We start from the raw sequence: 22491 nt of genomic DNA on the forward strand, positions 1-22491 counted from the left end.
TTTTTAGGCTAAAGTGGAAACTGTTTATGTAAAAGTAGAACGATTCGCCGGTAAAGTAAAAAGCGTGAAAATTATTAGCCAAGTTACGGGTGAAAGTAGAACCTTTTGAAGAGAAAGTAGAAAGTTTTCAGGCTAAAGTGGAAACTATTTATGTAAAAGTAGAACGATTCGCCGGTAAAGTAAAAAGCGTGGAAATTATTAGCCAAGTTACGGGTGAAAGTAGAACCTTTTGAAGAGAAAGTAGAAAGTTTTACTGCTAAGTAGAAGCTATTCAATGAAAAGTAGAATTAATCGTCGGTAAAGTAGAAACACAAAATTTATTAGCCAAGTTGAGAGAGAAAGTAGAATTTATTTAAGATAAGGTAGAAAGTTTTGCGGCTAAAGTAGAAATTATTTAGGGTGAAATAGAACAAATCTCCAGGAAAGTAGAAAGTGTTGAACTTATTAGCTTATTAGCTGGAAAAAGTGTAACGTATAGAGGGAGAAGTAGAAAATTTAACGTTTAAAGGTAGAAACTATTCAAGGAAAAATAGAATAGGTAGAACGTAAAGTAGAAAACCCGTTTTTGATAACCAAGTTGTGTTAAAGCGTGAACTTTAAATTTAAAGGGAATAAAATTCACCGTAACTTGTCTCAAATTAAATAAGTAGCCCAAACTTCATACAAAACCATAGTTGCGCGGAGTGGAGGGGCCGACTCCTTGGGGATTATTAAGCGTGCGCGGAAAATCCACTTGATGTATGCCGCCGTAGAGGCATACATCCAGTTAGTTGGAGCCACGCCCTTAAAAGAATAAAGGAACGAATGCTAAGAGCGTCACATCGTGTGACAACGCATTCGTGACCAACATCGTGTTGGCCTCCCGCCACGCAGCACAACGAGCCACATGAAGAAACACAGAAAGCGTATAAAACCTTTATTAAAAAGAAGTTTTTTTATTTTTTTACACCTTCACACTTTTCATTCATAAATGTCACGAATTAGGGAACACTTAGTACGGATAATAACTTTGCACAAATCAAGGCAACACATGTATAGTAGAGAAGAAGCATTTATATTTATATTCACGAGGTAGTCAGGAGGAGTTTTTTTGTTTTTAACAACCGAAATTGCGAAAGGTGTTTCGCTTCATATACGACAAACCGCCCAATTCAAAACGGTGAACTTTTCGATAAAATGGAGAACGCCATTAAATGAAGAAACAGCGGCACAGCGTACAGTATTATCGAATGTCCTGCAGCACAGTAACGAAAAATTTCCAACATCGGCAAGTTACCGCAGCTATTTAGATGACCTATTCGGCACAGTATTGTATTTTGACACAGCCAAGCGCGGTCAGGAACATACCGTACTATTAAATGTCGAAACAGTAAACGACCAATATTTATCGCATGGCAATGTATTAAATGAAGCAATCGACCTGATCCAGGAAGCGATCTTCAAACCGAACTACGAAAACGGTGTATTTAAAGAATCCATTGTCAACCGTGAAAAAGAAATGGTCATCCAACGAATTCAATCAATTTTCGATGACAAGTCGCGCTACGCACAAAAACGTTTAACAGAAATCATCCGTCCAAACAGTGCAGCATCATTTTCTGCAAACGGGAATATCGAAGCCGTAAAAGCCATTACACCACAATCATTGACAAAAACATATGAAGATATGCTAGCAAATGATGTCATTGATATTTACGTTGTCGGTGATATTAATGTGGAAGAAATGACGGAAAAGTTAAAAGCAGCATTCCAATTTGCTGACCGCAATGCGCTGCCTAAAACACAAGAAGATACAAATCCTGCAAACGTAGAACCTTATACGAAAGAAACGCAGGAAATGAAACAAGGGAAACTGCATATCGGCTACTCGACACCAGTACGATTTGGCGATAAAGATTTCCCAATCATGCAAATTTTCAACGGTATTTTTGGCGGATATGCCCATTCAAAACTGTTTATGAATGTCCGTGAAAAAGAAAGTTTAGCTTATTATGCATCAAGCTCTTATTCTTCACAATACGGATTACTGTTTGTCGTGTCAGGTATTGAGCCGGCAAATGAAGAAAAGGCACGCAAATTAATTGCTGAACAGTTAAAAGTGATGCAAAATGGTGAAATTACTGATTTGGAATTGGCGCAAACGAAGGCGATGCTCATTAACCAATTAAAAGAAGCATTGGATTCCCCTCGTGGCCAAATCGAAATTTTTGACCAATACAAAGTATTAGACGAACCGTTTACTATGGATACGTGGACTGCACGCTGGCAATCTGTGTCAAAAGAAGATGTGCAGAAAGTGGCACAGGATATTAAATTAGAAGCAACGTATTTCTTATGCGGTAAGGGGGAGTAATCCATGGAAACAATTGAATTCCAGCAATTAGATGAAACATTATATTACAAGCAGCTAAACAATGGATTAGACGTATACATTTTGCCGAAAAAAGGCTTTTCAAAGACATTTGTGACATTCACTACGAAGTACGGTTCGATTGACCGTACATTCGTACCGATCGGAGAAACAGAGCCGATTACTGTTCCGGACGGGATTGCCCACTTTTTAGAGCATAAAATGTTCGAAAAAGAAGACGGGGATGTATTCCAACAGTTCAGTGAAGTAGGCGCGCAGGCGAATGCGTTCACATCATTTACCCGCACAGCGTACCTGTTCTCTGCAACGGACCATATTTATAAAAGTACGGAAACATTATTGAATTTTGTACAGGAGCCGTATTTCACGGAAGAAACGGTAAATAAAGAAAAAGGCATTATCGGGCAGGAAATTACGATGTACGATGATCAGCCGGATTGGCGTTTATATTTTGGTGCGATTGAAAATATGTACCACAACCACCCGGTGAAAATTGATATTGCCGGCACAATCGATTCAATTGATGGAATTACAGCCGAGCATTTATATACGTGCTACAACACGTTCTACCATCCGTCAAACATGCTATTGTTCGTAATCGGTGCAGTAGACCCTGTTGAAATGATGGCATTTATTGAAGATAACCAAAACAAAAAGACATTCCAGGAGCCGACAGACTTAAAACGCTTATTTGATGAAGAACCTACAAATGTAGCTGAAAAAGAGCGCGTGCTTCATATGGATGTACAAAAGCCAAAAGTATATGTTGGTTTAAAAGCGAAACAAGTTGATTTAAGCGGCGAAGAAATGCTGAAGCATGAGCTTGCTGTACAAATCGGTGTTGAATGTTTATTCGGCCGCGCTTCATCGTTCTATACAGATGTATATGAAAACGGCTTAATCGATGAGTCATACGGTTATGATTTCTCATTGGAAAATGGCTATGGATTTGCACTGATCGGCTCGGATTCAGAACAGCCGGAACAGCTTGCCAAATTGATTAAAGATAAACTGGCAGAAACAGAGCAAAAAAACTTATTCACTTCTGAAGATGTAGAGCGTATTAAACGTAAAAAAATCGGTTTCTTCCTGCGTGCACTGAATTCAATCGAATTTATCGCCAACCAGTTTACACGTTACAAATTCAATGACATGAATTTATTCGATGTTGTACCGGTACTGGAGACAATTACAGTGGAAGATATCGAAAAAGCATTTAAAACAATTCAAGGTGAAGAGCAACAAACGGTGTTTACTATCATGCCAGTTAGCGGGCGCGATCAAAAATGAAGAAGTTTGCATTAGTTTGCGGTGCATCCGGCGCGATTGGGCAGGCGATTTGCCAGCAATTAGCACAGGATCGCTGGTCACTCTATCTGCATTATCATACTGGGCATACTGTCATTGACAGTATGCTTCAAGTGTTTACCGAGAACTTTCCGGATCAGGAGTTTATCCCGGTAAAAGCCGATTTCAGCAGTGACACCGGAGCGGAGCAGATTGCCGCCCAAATTTTTTCATTGCAGGCGATCGTTTATGCGAACGGCCATGCATTTTATGATTTACTGGAAAACACACCAGCCGAGGAAATGACCAAACTTTGGCATGTCCATGTACAAAATCCGATGCGAACGACGGCACTGCTTGCGGGCAAATTGCGAGCGAACAAAGTCAGCTATGTGCTTGTCATTGGTTCGATCTGGGGAGATGTCGGTGCCGCAGGCGAAGTAGCGTACTCAGCTGTAAAAGGCGCCCAGCACAGCTTCGTGAAAGCATACTCGCAGGAAGCGGCGTTTAGCGGTATTCGCGTTAATGCGATTGCACCCGGAATTATCAATACGAAGATGAACGCAATGTTTGATGCCGAGGAGCGCGAAATGATTCAAAGCCAAATTCCATTGCAGTCATTTGGTGAAGCGCTCGATATCGCCAATATGGCGGCTTTTTATTTGAGCGGACGCGCCGATTATGTAACAGGGCAAATAATTCGAGTTAATGGCGGCTGGTACATATAATTTCCCGATATCCGCACATACTATTTGTGCGAGAGGAGGGAAAGCAAATGGGACTATTACAAAACTGGGAACAATGGACAAGCTTCTTAGGTAAACAAGTATCTGATGCAAAAGAAAGCGGCATGCCTAATAAAATGATTGAGAAAGCCGCAGTTCAGATTGGCGAGTATCTTGCGAAAAACGTTGACCCACAAAATGAGCAAGAGCGCGTATTATCTGACTTATGGTCTGTTGCCGAAAAGGACGAAAAGCAAGCAATTGCAAGCTGTATCATGAAGCTCGTTCAAAACAAAACAACACACTAATTAGTTTTACGAAAAAAATGTCACTCACTGTATAAGTGAGCGGCATTTTTTTATGGAGGCGAAAGTGGCGAATAAGCTCTCTGAAATGGCGATTAACTACTTGTTATTGACGATTAATCACTATAAAGTGGCGAATAAGCCCCTTAAGTTGACGATTAAATGGTCAAAACTGACGAATATCTCTATAGAATTGGAGAATAAATTAACCTACATAAAAAGTGGGGATTATTCCATACATATTGGGGATTAACTTAATAAGAAGGTCTAATAAATCCCCCTTCTTATAAACAAATTTTCCTTGCATCATTTTCTAGTAGTACCAATCTCCAACTGTAAATGCACGATTGTCCAACATTGATACTTCTAGAACGTGTTTTTTCAAAAATTATTTCAAGAAAACTAACAAAAACGTGGCTTTCTAACTTTTCAATAGGTAGAAAATCCGCTATGATGGAACTTGTAAGAAATAAATACGTTTCTATTATGAGGGGACAGATACAAAATGGGCGAATGGTATTTTGAATATGAAATTCAAGTGAATCGACCAGGTTTATTAGGAGATATTGCATCGCTGTTAGGAATGCTTCGCGTTAATATTGTCTCGATTAACGGTGTGGATGAGGAGCATCGAGGAATGCTGTTATCTACAGAGAACGAAGAATCTATCCAGCGTTTTATTTCAATCGTCTCAACAATGGAAAATATTAATGTAACAAGATTTCGTGAGCCAAAGCTTCGTGATCGATTGGCTGTTCGGCACGGGCATTATATTCCGAAAGATGCGGATGAAAAAAATACATTCCGGTTCGTACGTGACGAATTAGGAATTTTAGTTGATTTTATGGCCGAATTATTTAAAAAGGAAGGGCATAAATTAATTGGGATCCGTGGAATGCCGCGTGTAGGAAAAACAGAATCAATCGTTGCTGCAAGTGTGTGCGCGAATAAAAAATGGATTTTCATCTCTTCTACTATGATTAAACAAACCGTCCGGAATACGTTAATGGGCGATGAGTTTAATGGGAATAATATTTTTATATTGGATGGTGCCGTGACACGTCGCTCGACGGATGAACGCCACCAGCAGTTAGTTCGGGAAATCATGGGTATGCCGACGATTAAAGTCATAGAGCATCCAGATCTGTTCGTACAGCATTCATCATATAAAATAGAAGATTTTGACTATATTATCGAATTGCGCCATGAGCCGGATGAAGAAATAACATATGAAATTATCGAAAAGAATAATATGTTATCGAGTACAGACCATTTTGGCGGGTTTGATTTTTAGTAAATAAGAGGGCTTAGTGCCAACTTTATTTGAATATATTAAAAGTAGGTGTTTTTTTTGACGGAACTAGGAGCTCGCTTGAAGGAAGCGAGATTAGCTAGAGGTTATAGTTTAGATGATTTACAAAATATCACTAAAATCCAAAAACGTTATCTAATAGGAATCGAAGAAGGCAACTATACTATTATGCCTGGCTCTTTCTATGTACGTGCCTTCATCAAGCAGTATGCTGAAGCAGTTGGATTAGATGCGGATGAAGTATTAACTGAGTATCGAAAAGATATTCCGGAAATGCAAAAAGAAGAGGTCGCCCAATCATTCACGCAAAGTCCGAGTCGCCGCAATATGAAAGCGACATCGAGCAATAAGATGATGGAAGCAATGCCGAAATTGATCGTTGCATTGTTTGCGATTGTCATTATTATTGTAATTACAACTCTATACATCCAAAAAACGGGCAGTGTGCCGGATGTAGCAGAAGAAGATAATAAACCGATTGAATACGAACAAAATCCGAATTCAACACCAACAAAACCTGTTGAAGACAACGAAGAAACTACAGAAGATGACACTGAAGAAAACGTTGAGCCTGAAGAACCTGTCACAGACGAGCCTGAAGTAGCTCAAACAATCAGTGAAGGTGTTGTACAAGGCGAAGATTCAACGTTTGAAGTATCAGGAACAGACAGCTTGAAGATTCGTGTTGAAGTAGCAGGAGATACATGGGTTGGTATTCGTAATGAAAGCCGCCAGGAGCAAGTAAATGCACGTGTCTACAAAGCTGGAGAAGTAGTAGAACATGATTCAACGGCAAACGGTTATGCACGTATTCGCTTAGGAAACTCAAAAGTGGCAAAAGTTTACGTAAATGATGTAGAATTAACTTACGCACAAGATATGGTTTCTCAAAACGTGATTTTAAAATTAGTGAATGAAGGACAAGGAGAGTAGTCATCTTAAAAGATGGCTCTTTTCTTTAGACGAAAGGTGTTAACAAATGAACATTCCAAATAAGATTACAGTCTCACGCATTTTATTAATCCCAATATTTGTGATTGTAATGATGTTTGATTTCGGTTGGGGAAATATGACGCTGTTTGGCGCGGAAATGCAAGTGAACTACTTTGTTGGGGCACTGATTTTTATTTTCGCATCGGCAACGGACTGGGTAGATGGCTACTATGCCCGCAAATATAATTTAGTGACGAACTTAGGGAAGTTTTTGGACCCGCTTGCAGACAAGCTGCTCGTTTCTGCTGCCTTTATTTTATTGGTGGAAATCGACCTGGCACCTGCATGGATTGTCATTATCATTATTTCGCGTGAGTTCGCGGTAACGGGACTTCGATTGATTTTAGCAGGGCAAGGGGAAGTCGTAGCGGCGAACCAGCTTGGTAAAATTAAAACTTGGGCCCAAATCGTGGCGATTTCTGCATTAATTTTACACAATACGATTTTTACATTAGTTGGCATACCTTTTGATATGATTATGCTTTATGTAGCATTATTCTTTACAGTATGGTCTGGATGGGATTATTTCTATTTAAACCGTCGTGCATTATTGGATTCAAAATAAATAAAATTTCTAAAACTAGGTTAGAATTTCTTTTAGGATAGGTAATAGTAATAAGTATCCATAAAAGATAGAACAAGACTTGCGTATGCGAGGAATGTTTTTCTAATCTAGTTTTTCTTTATTTTTACAGCAGTTGCCAAAACAACTGCTGTAAAAAAAGCCTCTGGCAGATGTCACAGATTTTCTAAAGGTACTTTTGAGTATACGCTATAGCGTATACTCAAAAAATCTGGACTCAATTACGCCAAGGCGAAATTGATCTATAGGGGGTTTTAGGAATGAATGCAGAAATCATAGCGGTAGGATCGGAATTATTATTAGGACAAATCGCCAACACGAATGCGAAATTTATTTCGAGCCAGCTTTCGGAACTTGGCATTAATGTTTATTATCATACAGTTGTGGGGGATAACGAGGCTCGGCTTTTAGAGGCGATCAAAATTGCGGAACAGCGCGCGGATGTAATTATCTTCTCAGGTGGTTTAGGTCCGACAAAGGATGATTTGACGAAGGAAGCGATTGCGAAGCATTTGAATCGTACATTAGTGTTTGATGAAACGGCGTTGTTTGCAATTGAAGAGTTCTTCTCAAAGCAAAGACGACCAATGACGGAAAATAACCGGAAACAGGCGCTTGTACTGGATGGCTGCGATGTATTATTAAACCAGCACGGTATGGCACCGGGGATGTTTTTAAAAGAAAATGACCGTATTTATATTTTACTGCCGGGTCCGCCAAAAGAACTTGAGCCGATGTTCCAATATGAAACGAAGCCGAAACTTGCCGCACTTCTACATGACGGCGGGGTTATTTTATCGCATGTACTGCGCTTTTACGGTATTGGCGAAGCAGATCTGGAAACCCGTATACAGAACATTTTGGATGAACAGACAAATCCAACGGTTGCCCCTCTTGCTTCAGACGGTGAAGTAACATTGCGCATTACAGCAAAAGCGCAAAACGAACCACAAGCATTCCGTTTGATTGAATTAAAGAAACGTGAAATTCTCGATATTGTCGGAGAATACTATTACGGTGTAAATGATGAGTCATTAGGATTTAAGCTTGTGCAAATGCTTCTGGAAAATGAATTGACGGTTTCCGCTGCCGAAAGTTTAACGGCTGGTCTATTCCAATCGGAGCTGGCTGAAGTTCCGGGTGTCGGATCTGCATTAATCGGTGGTGTTGTAACGTATACGAAAGAAGCGAAAATCAAACACCTTGATATTTCAGGTGAACTTCTTGACGAAAAGGGCATCGTCAGTAGTGAATGTGCTGCGGCAATGGCGACACAAGTCCGAGAGAAGTTCGGAACAGATATCGGTGTCGGGCTGACGGGTGCAGCAGGACCGGGGGATCATGACGGACAGCCTGCAGGATCAATCTGGGTTGGTATTAAGATTGGTGACACAGAGCCATTAACGTATCGACTGCAATTAACCGGCTCAAGAAATACAAACCGGATCCGCGCCGTGAAGTTTACGTTCAGCTATTTAATGAGGGAATTGGCGAATCAAGGATACAAAAAGCTGATTTAGTTGTCGGTTTCTTATGAAAAAGACAGTTTGAATCTTGATTTAAAGGCATTTAGAAACATTCAAAGAAAAAGCGAAAATATGTTCGCTTTTTTCTTGAATGTTATCTCATTAGCAAGTATAATAGAGACATAAGTTAAATAAAGCTTTTTCTTAAGGAGGAAATAGTTTGAGCGATCGTAAAGCAGCATTAGATATGGCGTTAAAACAAATAGAAAAACAATTCGGTAAAGGTTCTGTTATGAAGTTAGGTGAAAACTCGAACAACAAAATCGATACAACTTCATCAGGCTCTATCGCAATTGATGCAGCATTAGGTATAGGCGGTTACCCGCGCGGACGTATTGTAGAAGTTTACGGACCAGAATCATCTGGTAAAACAACAGTTACATTACATGCCATCGCAGAAGTACAGGCTAACGGCGGTACAGCAGCATTTATCGATGCTGAGCACGCACTTGACCCTGTATATGCACAAAAATTAGGCGTTAACATTGACGAATTATTATTATCACAGCCGGATACAGGTGAACAAGCACTTGAAATCGCGGAAGCATTAGTACGTTCTGGTGCGATCGATATTATCGTAATCGACTCAGTAGCAGCATTAGTACCAAAAGCAGAGATCGAAGGCGAAATGGGTGACTCGCACATGGGTCTCCAAGCGCGTTTAATGTCTCAAGCATTACGTAAATTATCAGGTGTTATTAACAAATCGAATACGCTTGCTATTTTCATCAACCAAGTTCGTGAAAAAATCGGTGTTATGTTCGGTAACCCGGAAACAACAACAGGTGGACGTGCCCTTAAATTCTACTCTTCTATCCGTTTAGAAGTACGTCGCGGTGAAGCGATTAAGCAAGGTACAGAAATTATCGGTAACAAAACGAAAATCAAAGTTGTAAAAAATAAAGTAGCACCACCATTCCGTACAGCGGAAGTTGATATTATGTACGGTGAAGGGATTTCAAAAGAAGGCGAAATCGTCGACATCGGTGCAGAACTGGATATCATCCAAAAGAGCGGTTCTTGGTATTCTTACAACAGCGAACGAATCGGCCAAGGTCGTGAAAATGTAAAACAATTCTTCAAAGAAAACCCTGCAATGAAAGAAGAAGTAACAGAAAAAATCCGTCAACACTTCGGTATCGGCGAACTAGGCTACACAATCGGCGCCAACGATACAACTGACGAAGAAGAACTGGACGAACTGGAATTATTCGAAGACGAAAAAGAATAATGAATGTTACAGACCCAAGCGAAGAAGTTTGCTTGGGTTTTGTTTGTTTTGAGGGGGAGGGACTTTGGTCAAAGTACCTGCGGGTGGGTGTGCACTTGTAATTTTATTAGAACAAAATTGAGGTTTATTAGAAGAACTTTGAGTGATATTAGAAGATTAGGTGGAGATATTAGAAAATCGGACTGACATGGCCGATTTTGAATGAATGTTGATAGAGAACATCGTGGAAAAAGTACAGAGGGAACTTTTTATTAGAACAAATTTTGGTTTATTAGAAAATCTCGCCTCGATATTAGAAGATCAGAAAGCGATATTAGAAAATCGGGAACACTTATTAGCAGAAGTGAGAGATATATTGGAAGTTCGAAAGTTTATTAGAACAAATAAAAATATATTAGAACTTTTCGAGATTTATTAGAACTTCCAACCGCCACCTGCTACTTCGATAGGTATATATTGGTAAAATTAGGGTATACTAAAACCACAGGGCCCGCAAGCTCTCTACGATGTCAATACACAAATTTTAGGATACACTAATCCCTATCACCACCACCAAACCAACTCAACCAAAAAATATAAAAAAACCCTTAAACCATGGCTATTCTTGACATACCTTATTTTGAACTATACAATTAAAATGTATAATTTCTAAATTTTGAAATGAATAGGCGGTATGTTTGAACAATTCAGATATATTTAGCCGACTAAGAGAACATCAGACATATATAGGCATAGGAGGGAAACGATATTATGGAAATGATACTCCCTGCTTTGCTAGGATTCGCTGTCGGTGTCGCTGTTATCTATTTCTACATGAAAAACGTGAATGAATCAAAAGTGACTGGTGCAAAGCATGTTGCCGAGCAAATCGTGGAAGACGCGAAACGTGAAGCAGATGCACTTAAAAAAGAAGCACTGCTTGAAGCAAAGGATGAAACTCACAAATTTCGAACTGAAGCGGAAAATGACATTCGTGACCGTCGTGGAGAGCTTCAGAAACAAGAGAACCGTTTATTGCAAAGAGAAGAAAACCTTGACCGCAAAGATGATACTCTGAACAAAAGAGAGATAAGCTTAGAGCGTAAAGAAGAAGCTCTGGCTAGCAGACAACAGCATATTGAACAGATGGAAAGCAAAGTAGAACAACTTGTTGCAAGTCAAAAGACTGAGCTTGAGCGCATTGCAGCTCTGACGCGCGAGGAAGCGAAAGAGGTTATCTTGAAGGAAGTTGAAAACGAACTTTCTACAGATATCGCTGTAATGACAAAAGAATCGGAATTGCGTGCAAAAGAAGAATCGGACAAAAAGGCTCGAGAAATTTTATCACTTGCATTACAACGCTTTGCAGCTGACCATGTTGCAGAAACAACAGTGTCCGTTGTAAATCTGCCGAATGATGAGATGAAAGGCCGTATCATTGGTCGTGAAGGCCGTAACATCCGTACATTAGAAACACTTACAGGTATCGATCTGATTATTGATGATACACCTGAAGCAGTTATTTTATCCGGCTTTGATCCGATCCGCCGTGAAACAGCTCGTCTTGCATTGGAAAAACTAGTTCAAGATGGTCGTATTCACCCGGCACGTATCGAAGAAATGGTTGAAAAATCTCGCCGTGAAGTGGATGAGCAAATCCGCGAAACAGGGGAGCAAACAACATTTGAAGTAGGTATTCATAACCTGCATCCGGATTTAATGAAAATTCTTGGTCGTATGAAATACCGTACAAGCTATGGTCAAAATGTATTGAAACACTCAATCGAAGTAGCCCACTTAGCAGGATTACTAGCTGCTGAACTAGGCGAAGATGTGACATTAGCGCGTCGTGCAGGGTTACTGCATGATATCGGTAAAGCAATAGACCACGAAGTCGAAGGAAGCCACGTTGAAATCGGTGTGGAACTGGCAACGAAGTATAAAGAACACCCAGTTGTGATTAACTCAATTGCATCCCACCACGGTGACACAGAAGCAACTTCAGTTATCGCCGTACTTGTAGCAGCAGCCGATGCATTATCAGCAGCTCGTCCAGGTGCCCGCAGTGAAACACTGGAAAACTATATTCGCCGCCTTGAAAAGCTGGAAGAAATTTCGGAAAGCTATGACGGTGTTGAAAAATCATTCGCGATCCAAGCAGGCCGTGAAGTACGTATTATCGTTCAACCTGAAAAAATCGATGATCTGGCATCACATCGTTTAGCGCGAGATATCCGCAAACGTATTGAAGAAGAACTCGATTATCCAGGTCACATCAAAGTGACGGTTATTCGTGAAACACGTTCAGTGGAGTATGCGAAGTAATTACTTACTAACAATTGAAAATCCGTAAGCTTAGGATATAGAATAAAAGACATCCATTTTCTCTGTGAGGGAAAGGGGTGTCTTTTTGTGTTTCTATTAGAGGGTTTCAAGAAAAATGTTTCATTGTGGTAAACTTAGGTAATATAAGAATGGTTAGGTGCCCACTTTAGACGAAGAGTTGGTTATTTAAGCGAAGATTTTCCTTAGATATGTAAAATGCGTCCAATTTCTTCATTCTAATTGTACAATTAATCAGTTCGTAACATAGTGATTTATTCTTATAAAATAATTCTTAATGCTATTTAATTGCTAAATTTATATTGAAATTAAATTAATATGAAGTATTATAAATAGTATTATATTATTATTTAAAAAGAAAATTGTGCAAATATTTCCACCTTTCAAATCGCTATGCTATAATCGGCATATCTTGATAAAAAAATGGAGGTTTATACATGAAAAAACAAACGTATAAAAAAATGTTCAATGTAGCATTAACTACCACTCTAGCAGCTGGTGCAGTTGTAGCAGTAGCACCAAATGCGCATGCAGCGGTCAGCTTCCCAGACGTTAAAGAAACAAACTCACACTATGAAAACATTATGAATCTAGCGGAGCGCGGTATTATCCGCGGTTACGAAGACGGCAAATTCCGTCCGGGAGATTCTATCAAACGAGGAAATGCAGCTCATATTATTGCAGAAATCATCGGTCTTGATACGAAAAATGTTAAAAACCCTAACTTCAAAGACATTTCTACGAAAAACTCTAACTACGGTGCGATTGCGGCATTAGCAAATGCAGGCATTATTAACGGTTTCGAAGACGGTACATACCGTGCGAACGATATGCTGACACGCGGTCAAATGGCTAAAATCATTGACCTTGCATTTAAATTAACTTCAAATGGCGACGAACTTCCATTTACGGATGTTCAAAACTCCCAATATAAAGCACATATTGCCGACTTATATGCAAATAACGTAACAACAGGTAAAACAGCTACGTTCTTTGATGCGAAATCAAATGTAACACGTGCTCAATTATCATCATTCGTTGTGCGTGCTGAAAAAGCGGCAGCAACACCAGCGCCAGGAACACCAACAGTTGAAGAAGGCGTATTTACTGTAGGTTCAGTAGTTGGCAACACAGTTAAAATTGGTGGCCAAGATTTCAAAGTATCATCAGAATTAGCAGCTGTATTTAATTCAGAAAACGCAGCAGCATTAAAAGATTCTGTTGTAACACTTGTTGTGGAATATGCTCCTGAAACAGTAGCTTCAACAACACCGATATTTGCACAAGGTGAAGGCCAAATCGTAGGCATCAAAACGTTAAAATTAGTACAAGACAATACAACTTTCAATCCAAGTGGTTTTAATATTTCTGAAGTGGAAGCAGCTGCAGAAGGTCTTACATTAGTAAATGTAAAAGCGGATAGCCTGGAAATTCCAGCAGGCAGCTCAGCAACAATTACAGGTTCTGAGATTGCTAGCTTAGAAGTAGCAGCAGATGCAGCTGTAACATTAACTAATACGGCTGTTACTACAGTTGAAGTTAAAGGTGATGCGAAAATTACAATCGGTGAAGGTACAACCCTTACTACTGTAGTTCTTGAAAAAGGCAAAACTTTAGCAGATGTAGTAACAAACTATGAAGCAGTAAAAACACAATTGGAGAAGGTTACTGTAAAAGATCCGGAAGGCACAGTTGTAACGCCACCTGTGACACCGCCGGTAACGCCACCGGTAACACCACCGACAGATCCGGGTACACCGCCAGCACCGACACCAGTAGAGACATTCTTATCACAATTAGTGACGAATTTAAATAATATAGAAAGTGCTTCTGGAATCCAAGACGTGACTGCGACTACAGCAGCAGTAACATTTACAACTACTTCAAATGTTACATTGTTTGATTTAGAAGCAGTAGCTCTTGAATTTTTAGATAGCCTGAAGGAAACTGGTACTACTGGTGTATTAAGAGATGTAACAATTAATGGAGTTACTTATACTCTAGATGACAACCCTAGAGCGGTAGCTAGAGATTTATTAGAATCTATGGGGCTTTCTGATGACCAAATCAGTGCAATCGCTGCCCTTGATGCAGGACAATCTGTTTGGACTGTACTAGATAACGCTAACTTTGGTGCTGGAACGGTCACATTGAACTTTACAAACAGTCCAAGCCGACAATTTACGGTTAACTTAATTAAATAAAGATCAATAATCACCATACTTTCAAATTCCCTAGGGCGAATGCTCTGGGGAATTTAACTGATAACTGGATTATGTAAAAAAATTCAAACATTGGATATAAAAACTGTGGAGGGGCTATCGCAGATGAAAAAACTTAAATATGTTTTAATTGCTCTAGCAGTGATTGTGTTGGGCGTTGCTGGCTACCTAGTATACGAATTAAAATTTAAATCCTACGATACAGCAGATACTGAGGTAGATGCTTTATTAGAAGAAACGTTTGAGGTAGCACTACCGGATGGCAGTGTCATACTTGTCGACAAAGATGGTAATATTGTCGATAATAAAGCAGATAATTCAGCGGATAAAGTTGCTGGAAGCGAAGAACCATCAGATTCTACGGGCACAACGAACGAATCGGATGAAACAACAGAAGTAACTACGGGCTCGAAAACTGTTACAAGTTCGAACGCAAAAAACAGTACAACTGCAACTAGCGGTACGAACACCAATACTGTAGGCAGTACTACAGCGTCGACTAATCAGCAAACAAAACCGGGTAGCTCTACGTCTCCAAAAGAAAAAGTAATGGTATCGACGATAAAAGCCCAGTATACACCGACATTCTCAATGATTGAGAACCAGGCACGTGACCGTATTAACGGATTAATCAGCCAGGCTTACAATGAATACTCAACAAAAAAGAAAAATGGCGAATCGATCAAGTACGGGTATTTTTACAGAAAATATATGGGTGCCGCAAATGCACTTGAGTCGTCTACTGATGCAACTGTGAAGACAGTAGTCGGTCTTGTGGAGAAAGATTTGCAGGCGAATGGCTTTGACAAATCCTATGCCCAAACATTTATGGAAGAATACAAAGCGACAAAAAAAGCTTTACGTGATGATTTAATGGATAAAGCAATGAGCTTTAGATAGTCATAAAGGTTTGTAATACGATTCCTGTATTGCAAACTTTTTTAAAAAGAAGGCAAAAATTTGGCTTATTTTATAAGAAAATCATAAGAAATACACGATTCTTAACAGTTTGATTATGTAACTGTTCCGTCTATTATTATATAATAGGACTACTAAAATCAAAGGAGCGGACACTTTTGGAAGAAACGATTAGCTTACAGGATATATTCAAAACATTAAAAAAGCGAGCCGCATTAATTATCTCACTTACAGTACTTGCCGGTATCATTGCAGCAATCATCAGCTTTTATGTGTTAACACCTGTTTATCAGGCAACGACACAAGTACTGGTAAACCAGAAAAAAGAAGATATTGCCCAACAAGTGACATCAGCCGATATTCAATCTGATTTACAATTGATTAATACATATAATGAGATCATTAAAAGTCCTGCGATATTATCGATTGTAGCAGAAAATTTAGCGTTACCGTTATCACCCGGCCAGCTTGCTTCGAAAATTACGGTTTCAAATGCAAATAATTCTCAAGTTTTAAATGTAAGTGTAACAGATGAAACCTATAACGTAGCTGTTGATATAGCAAACCAAGTGGTAGAAGTGTTTAGAGAAGAAGTACCCGAGCTGATGAATGTGAATAATGTCAATGTATTATCACCGGCTGTCTATTTGGATAATCCGAATCCGATTAAGCCGAATAAAATGCTGAATGTGGCCATTGCATTAGTCATCGGTTTAATGCTTGGCGTAGGAATCGCCTTTTTACTAGAATATCTTGATACGACAGTAAAAACAGAACAAGACGTAGAAGAAATTATCGATTTGCCAATTATTGGTGTTATTGGTATAATAAATCCGGAAGAAATGCGGAAAGAGCAGGCGAGAAGAGCTTCAAGACGCCGGGTACAAACAAAATCAAAAACAAAAACAAAATTGAATGAAGATAAAGTGAGGGTGTGAGTGTATGTTCAAAAAAATGAAGCGCAAAAAATCACAGCCACAAACATTAGCAAGGAAACTCATCGCCCATACCAATCCAAAATCGATGATATCCGAGCAGTTTAAAACGGTTCGGACAAATATCAATTTCTCAATGCCTGACAAAGATTTAAAAACAATTGTCGTTACTTCATCCACACCTGGTGAAGGCAAATCGACAAACGCTTCCAATATCGCCGTTGTTTATGCCCAGTCAGGAAAAAAGGTACTCCTAGTTGATGGGGATATGCGAAAGCCAACAACCCACCACACATTTAATATAATGAATACGAAAGGACTTTCAACGGTTTTAATACGACAGCATACGTTGGATGAAGTGGCACATAAGACAGACATTGAAGGATTGTCAATCATTACAAGTGGTCCGATTCCGCCAAACCCTGCTGAACTGATCGCATCCAAAACGATGGATCAATTTATTGAAACAGTGAAAGGTCAATTTGACATGGTCATTTTTGATGCACCACCTGTCTTATCGGTAACCGATGCACAAATTTTATCGAATAAATGCGAAGGTACGATTTTAGTGATCAATTCAGGAAAAGCAGAGAAGGAAAATGTCATAAAAGCAAAAGAAATGCTGATCGCTTCAAAAGCAAATATCATCGGAGCGGTATTGAATAATTATGCGATCGACAAAAATCATTACTATTATCAGTATTACGGGGCTGTAGAATAAGAGACATAGCCCCTCGAAATCAACATCAAGAAGAGGGGCATTACATTTGATCGATATACATAGTCATATATTGTTTGGTGTCGATGACGGACCCGAAGATTTATATGAAACACTGACTATGCTTCAGAAAGCCGTAGACGAAGGGATTACAGAAATCATTGCAACTTCACACAGTTTTCATCCACAATACAATGTTTCAGCTAAACAAGTATTCGAGCAGATTACGGCCATCCAAGAACAGGTCGAAATCAACAGTATTCCATTAAAAATTCATGCAGGTCAGGAAGTCCGTTTAGCAGAAAATATTGTCACATTAACAGAGACAAAGGAAGCTTTGACTCTGGCAAACTCCAACTATATCCTACTGGAATTACCGTCCAGTACCGTACCGAGATTTACGAAAGATATCGTGATTAAACTTCAGTCAAATGGAATCATCCCAATTATCGCTCATCCAGAGCGCAATAAAGCAATCGCCGAACGACCGAGCAAGCTGGAAGAGCTTGTAAGGGAAGGCGCGATGGCGCAAATTACAGCCGGAAGCCTTGCGGGGCATTTCGGGAAAAATATTCAAAAACTTTCACTCGATTTAGTGAAAGCAAATCTGGTCCATACGTATGGTTCAGATGTTCATAACTTGACAACTCGCCCATTTCTATTTGATGAAGGGCTTATATATTTAGAAAAAAAGAAACAGTTAGATGCAGTAGATATGCTTTTGGAAAATAACGCAAGAATCATTGAAAATAAGAATTTTATCTTATATGAACCTCAGGAAATTAGTTCTAAAAAATGGTGGTCTATTTTCTGAAGAAATAGCATATAGAAAGGTTATGGGAAAATTGAACTATCGAAGAAGATACGCAGTATTTTTTATACTCGACTCTGTCATTGTATTAACGGCCATTTATATTAGTTACTGGCTGCTGCACCCGACAGTTGATATGTATACGAACAAAACATTATTCATCAGTGCGATTACGCTATTGATCGCCCATCATATTGTCGCGAACATTTATAAACTGTACAGCCGTATGTGGTCTGTTGCATCGGTGAAAGAACTCCTCATTATCGGATTTGCTGTAACAATCTCCGTAGTGATGGCGATGATCATGCAGCAGGTCATTAACGGAGACATTTATTTCCGCGTACTCGCAATTACATGGCTGCTCCATATTATTATGATCGGCGGCTCCCGCTTTTTGTTAAGGCTTTTACATGAAAAAAGAAAAATAAAATTTGATGGTGAAGCAATTCGTGTGTTAATTGTCGGTGCCGGTCAGGCAGGTACGATTCTCGCACGCAATATTAGCCGCAATGAGTACTCAGAATATAAAATTGTCGGCTATGTGGATGATGATCCGAATAAAAAATATTTAACATTGGTGGATTACCGTGTTCTAGGCACAACAAGTGAAATTGAAAAAATTGTTGAAAAAAAAGATGTCCAGGAAATTATTTTAGCTGTCCCATCACTTGCAAAAAGCGAGATGAAAGCATTATTTGAGCGCTGTTCAACTACAAACGCAACCGTTAAAATTATGCCAAAGATTGAAGATGTACTGACAGGTAAAGTAACGGTAAACGATATGCAGGAAGTCAATATCGAAGACTTACTTGGCCGTGACGAAGTAAAACTTGATATGCTGGCAATCTCTGAAGGCATTACGGATAAAGTGATTTTAGTAACAGGTGCCGGTGGTTCGATCGGCTCGGAAATTTGCCGGCAGGTGATGAGATTCCAGCCGAAAAAACTATTATTACTAGGACATGGAGAAAATTCGATTTATTTAATCCATATGGAGCTGACGGAACAATATAAAGATTTGGGTATTGAAATTATCCCTGTTATTGCGGATGTACAAGACCGCGAGCGCATTTTTGAAGTGATCCAAACGTATAAACCGAATGCCATTTATCATGCGGCAGCACATAAGCATGTACCGCTCATGGAGGCAAATCCATTAGAAGCTATTAAAAATAACGTTTTTGGTACTAAAAATGTTGCAGATGCGGCAAATAAAGCCGGTGTCGACCGCTTTGTACTGGTGTCAACAGACAAAGCCGTCAATCCGCCGAACGTGATGGGTTCAACAAAACGGATTGCGGAAATGGTTGTCCAAAACTTGGCTACACAAAGTAAGACGACATTTGCGGCAGTAAGGTTCGGAAATGTTTTAGGATCTCGAGGGTCAGTCGTGCCTCGCTTTAAAGCACAGATTGCTGCAGGAGGACCGGTTACTGTAACCCATCCGGAAATGACGCGCTATTTCATGACGATTCCGGAAGCAAGCCGTCTTGTATTGCAGGCAGGTGCACTTGCACGCGGCGGGGAAGTATTTGTGCTTGATATGGGTGAACCGGTGTATATTACGGACTTGGCGAAAAACCTGATCCGCTTATCTGGATATAAGGAAGATGAAATCGGAATTGAGTATTCAGGTATCCGACCAGGCGAGAAAATGTATGAAGAATTATTAAGTCCGGATGAAATACAGGAAGAACATGTGTATCCGAAAATTCATGTCGGAAAAGCGAACTGTATGTCGTCAAATCAACTTGAGCTGTTTTTAGCAGATCTTGAACATCAAGATACTTCTAATACGAAAGAAAAAGTCATTGCTGTAGCAAATGGTCGGTGGGAAGTGATTACCGATATGCATATGGATGTAGCAGCAACTGAATAAATTAAAACCTAGTTAGAACATAGATTATATTCGCATTCGGAAAGGGTGTAGTAAATGAAAAAAGTTAAAAAAGCCATTATACCAGCAGCTGGACTTGGCACGCGATTCTTACCAGCGACAAAAGCGATGCCGAAAGAAATGCTGCCGATTGTCGACAGACCAACAATTGAATATATCGTGGAAGAGGCAATTGCATCGGGTATTGAAGATATTATTATTGTTACAGGTAAAGGGAAACGAGCGATTGAAGATCATTTTGACCGCAATTTTGAATTAGAAGATAACTTAATGAATAAAGGGAAATTCGAAATTTTAGATAAGATTAATCAATCTTCAAAAGTCGAGATACATTATATCCGCCAAAAAGAACCAAAAGGATTGGGACATGCCGTATGGTGTGCGCGAAACTTTATTGGGGACGAGCCGTTCGCTGTTCTCTTAGGTGACGATATTGTGCGTGCGGAAGAACCGTGTACAAAGCAATTAATGGAACAGTACAATGCAACAGGTTCTTCAGTAATCGGTGTTCAAACAGTACCAGATGACGAAACACACCGTTACGGCATAATTGATCCAATTTCTTCAGAAGGCAGAAGTTATGAAGTGAGTAATTTTGTTGAAAAACCGGCACCAGGAAAAGCGCCATCGAACTTGGCGATTATGGGCCGCTATATTTTAACACCGGAAATTTTTGATTTTTTAGAAACGCAGGAGACAGGTGCAGGTGGAGAGATCCAGCTGACGGATGCGATTCAAAAGCTGAATGAAACTCAGAAAGTATATGCGTATGATTTTGAAGGTGTGCGCTATGATGTTGGGGAGAAGTTAGGCTTTATTACGACGACGATTGAGTTTGCTTTACAGAACGAAGAAATACGCGAACAATTGCTGGTATATTTGGAAGATAAAGTGAGAAAGAGTGCTATAATATAGTGAATGATTTATTTTGGGTGATGTCTTCTTACCTTTATCAATGAAGGCACTCGGTTATGCTGTGGGTGGCGTGTCATGCGCCACCTTAGATGCTTGTTGTCATCAGGGGTATGGTGTGAGGATGGGTTAGATGCCCTGTATGTATTTTAATGTAAAATGCAAATTGAAAGGGGAGGCAAAGTTATGGGAGAAATTAAGAGACGATTACGATGTTGTACAAGAGGTTTTTCATTAGTGGAGGTCCTTGCCGTAATTATCATACTTGGTATTCTTGCCAGCATTGCCATACCGGCGTATTTAGAGAGAATTGAAAATGCCGAAAAATCGGTTTGCGAATCGAATCGGTTAGAAGTACAGCGACTTTATAAAATGGAACTTGTACTGAAAAGTGTTGAGACTTCTGATGTTTTGTTTGCGGAGTTTAGTAGTTTAAACCATGACATGTATTGCCCTGCTGGTGGCAAGTATACATATTTAAATGCCGAAGTTGTTTGTGATATTCATAGTCATGATGATGTGAATGATAAACCTGAAGATGAAGTGCCTTGGTTGTGAGGGCAGTCTTTCAGTAATAAAAAGCAACAGAAAAATCGATATGGCTCTTCTTTTGATGGGTTAAAACTGATAGTATTAGAGGCGGTTATGAAATATGGACAATATAGGTGTTAATCGGTAAATATATGAGGTAACTTGACATAACGGAAATTAAAGTATGGGAACTGTAATTATTGAATGGTGTTGCGGAAGTCACTATTGTTATTAGATAACCACAATATATAGTATGTTTTTTAACGAAAAATCCGTTAAATATACAATATATGGATTTTATCTATATAACATAGTACCATTTTGTTAGTATAAAAAGATAAAACGGTCACTTTTTACCTAGTTTTTGGAAACTCTGAATTTGAAAACGTTGATTTGACGGGCTTTTCGAATTCCTGAAATTGGAAAAAAGATTGAATAAAACCTCGGAACTGAGTATCGTAATCAGATAAGATGCTGGAAGCCTTGTGGGATAAGGGTTAGAGGCGTTTTTAGTGAGATTTATAGATTGATTGAATGGTATATATAATAGGAAGAAACTCGGTTTGAAGTGATTATGGAGTGAATATCTATTTCGTATTTGCTTGGTAGATTGAATAGATATTACGAGGTGAGTATCGGAAATCGATAACAAAACACAATATGTAGTATTTAAATTAGGTATTTAACGGAAAAACATACTATATGTTGATATTTTTATCTATTTCTCATATTGCATATTCAATGCGAGGTGAGTATCGTAATCAGATAACAAAACACAATATGTAGTATTAAAGTGTGTTTTAAAATTCCGAAACATACTATATGTTGATTTTTTTATCCATTTCGCATATTGGATATTAAATGCGAGGTGTGTATCGGATATAGATAAAAC

General features: G+C 39.2%; 19 protein-coding genes. All 19 read left to right on the forward strand.

Annotated features, from left to right (window positions below; all coding sequences use genetic code 11):
- The first annotated feature begins 1090 nt into the window (after nucleotides 1–1090).
- Nucleotides 1091–2353 carry an EF-P 5-aminopentanol modification-associated protein YfmF gene (yfmF, locus tag B5473_RS11725; RefSeq protein ID WP_079525342.1) on the forward strand — a complete coding sequence of 421 codons (1263 nt, stop codon included), beginning with the start codon at nucleotides 1091–1093 and terminating at the stop codon, nucleotides 2351–2353.
- Between the two features lie 3 nt (nucleotides 2354–2356).
- Nucleotides 2357–3661: an EF-P 5-aminopentanol modification-associated protein YfmH gene (gene yfmH, locus B5473_RS11730; RefSeq protein WP_079525344.1), complete on the forward strand. Its 1305-nt coding sequence runs from the start codon at nucleotides 2357–2359 to the stop codon at nucleotides 3659–3661.
- Nucleotides 3658–4386 carry an elongation factor P 5-aminopentanone reductase gene (ymfI, locus tag B5473_RS11735; protein ID WP_079525346.1) on the forward strand — a complete coding sequence of 243 codons (729 nt, stop codon included), beginning with the start codon at nucleotides 3658–3660 and terminating at the stop codon, nucleotides 4384–4386. Before yfmH ends, ymfI begins: the two co-directional genes overlap by 4 nt.
- A gap of 47 nt (nucleotides 4387–4433) precedes the next feature.
- Nucleotides 4434–4691, forward strand: coding sequence for a DUF3243 domain-containing protein (locus B5473_RS11740; protein WP_079525348.1), 258 nt, complete (start codon nucleotides 4434–4436; stop codon nucleotides 4689–4691).
- 64 nt (nucleotides 4692–4755) lie between these two features.
- The gene (locus B5473_RS11745) at nucleotides 4756–4941 is read left to right on the forward strand and encodes a hypothetical protein (protein WP_079525350.1); all 186 of its coding nucleotides are present in this window, start codon (nucleotides 4756–4758) and stop codon (nucleotides 4939–4941) included.
- A 252-nt stretch (nucleotides 4942–5193) separates the two neighbouring features.
- Entirely contained in the window at nucleotides 5194–5982 is a 789-nt protein-coding gene (locus B5473_RS11750; RefSeq protein ID WP_079525352.1) for a DUF3388 domain-containing protein, read from the forward strand.
- A 48-nt stretch (nucleotides 5983–6030) separates the two neighbouring features.
- Nucleotides 6031–6933 carry a helix-turn-helix domain-containing protein gene (locus B5473_RS11755; protein WP_254865299.1) on the forward strand — a complete coding sequence of 301 codons (903 nt, stop codon included), beginning with the start codon at nucleotides 6031–6033 and terminating at the stop codon, nucleotides 6931–6933.
- A gap of 46 nt (nucleotides 6934–6979) precedes the next feature.
- Nucleotides 6980–7558, forward strand: coding sequence for a CDP-diacylglycerol--glycerol-3-phosphate 3-phosphatidyltransferase (gene pgsA / locus B5473_RS11760; protein WP_079525356.1), 579 nt, complete (start codon nucleotides 6980–6982; stop codon nucleotides 7556–7558).
- 278 nt (nucleotides 7559–7836) lie between these two features.
- On the forward strand, nucleotides 7837–9096 hold the full coding sequence (locus B5473_RS11765; protein ID WP_079525358.1) for a competence/damage-inducible protein A: 1260 nt from the start codon (nucleotides 7837–7839) through the stop codon (nucleotides 9094–9096).
- Nucleotides 9097–9262: 166 nt separating this feature from the next.
- On the forward strand, nucleotides 9263–10333 hold the full coding sequence (gene recA, locus B5473_RS11770; protein WP_079525360.1) for a recombinase RecA: 1071 nt from the start codon (nucleotides 9263–9265) through the stop codon (nucleotides 10331–10333).
- A 750-nt stretch (nucleotides 10334–11083) separates the two neighbouring features.
- Nucleotides 11084–12637, forward strand: a complete 1554-nt coding sequence (gene rny, locus B5473_RS11780) for a ribonuclease Y (RefSeq protein ID WP_079525364.1) — start codon at nucleotides 11084–11086, stop codon at nucleotides 12635–12637.
- A 455-nt stretch (nucleotides 12638–13092) separates the two neighbouring features.
- Nucleotides 13093–14859, forward strand: a complete 1767-nt coding sequence (locus B5473_RS11785; protein WP_079525366.1) for an S-layer homology domain-containing protein — start codon at nucleotides 13093–13095, stop codon at nucleotides 14857–14859.
- Between the two features lie 123 nt (nucleotides 14860–14982).
- A complete protein-coding gene (locus B5473_RS11790) occupies nucleotides 14983–15777 on the forward strand; it encodes a hypothetical protein (RefSeq protein WP_079525368.1) in 795 nt (264 codons plus the stop codon).
- Nucleotides 15778–15953: 176 nt separating this feature from the next.
- Nucleotides 15954–16733, forward strand: a complete 780-nt coding sequence (locus tag B5473_RS11795; protein WP_079525371.1) for a YveK family protein — start codon at nucleotides 15954–15956, stop codon at nucleotides 16731–16733.
- A gap of 4 nt (nucleotides 16734–16737) precedes the next feature.
- On the forward strand, nucleotides 16738–17451 hold the full coding sequence (locus B5473_RS11800) for a CpsD/CapB family tyrosine-protein kinase (protein WP_079525373.1): 714 nt from the start codon (nucleotides 16738–16740) through the stop codon (nucleotides 17449–17451).
- Nucleotides 17452–17497: 46 nt separating this feature from the next.
- A complete protein-coding gene (locus B5473_RS11805) occupies nucleotides 17498–18262 on the forward strand; it encodes a tyrosine-protein phosphatase (RefSeq protein WP_079525375.1) in 765 nt (254 codons plus the stop codon).
- Nucleotides 18263–18293: 31 nt separating this feature from the next.
- Nucleotides 18294–20138: a polysaccharide biosynthesis protein gene (locus tag B5473_RS11810; protein WP_079528667.1), complete on the forward strand. Its 1845-nt coding sequence runs from the start codon at nucleotides 18294–18296 to the stop codon at nucleotides 20136–20138.
- A gap of 54 nt (nucleotides 20139–20192) precedes the next feature.
- Complete coding sequence (gene galU, locus B5473_RS11815; protein ID WP_079525377.1) at nucleotides 20193–21071, forward strand: UTP--glucose-1-phosphate uridylyltransferase GalU; 879 nt, start codon at nucleotides 20193–20195, stop codon at nucleotides 21069–21071.
- Nucleotides 21072–21254: 183 nt separating this feature from the next.
- On the forward strand, nucleotides 21255–21626 hold the full coding sequence (locus tag B5473_RS11820; protein WP_139377727.1) for a type IV pilin protein: 372 nt from the start codon (nucleotides 21255–21257) through the stop codon (nucleotides 21624–21626).
- The last annotated feature ends 865 nt before the right edge of the window (nucleotides 21627–22491 follow it).

The sequence above is a fragment of the Solibacillus isronensis genome, from assembly GCF_900168685.1.
Taxonomy (GTDB): Bacteria; Bacillota; Bacilli; order Bacillales_A; family Planococcaceae; genus Solibacillus; species Solibacillus isronensis_A.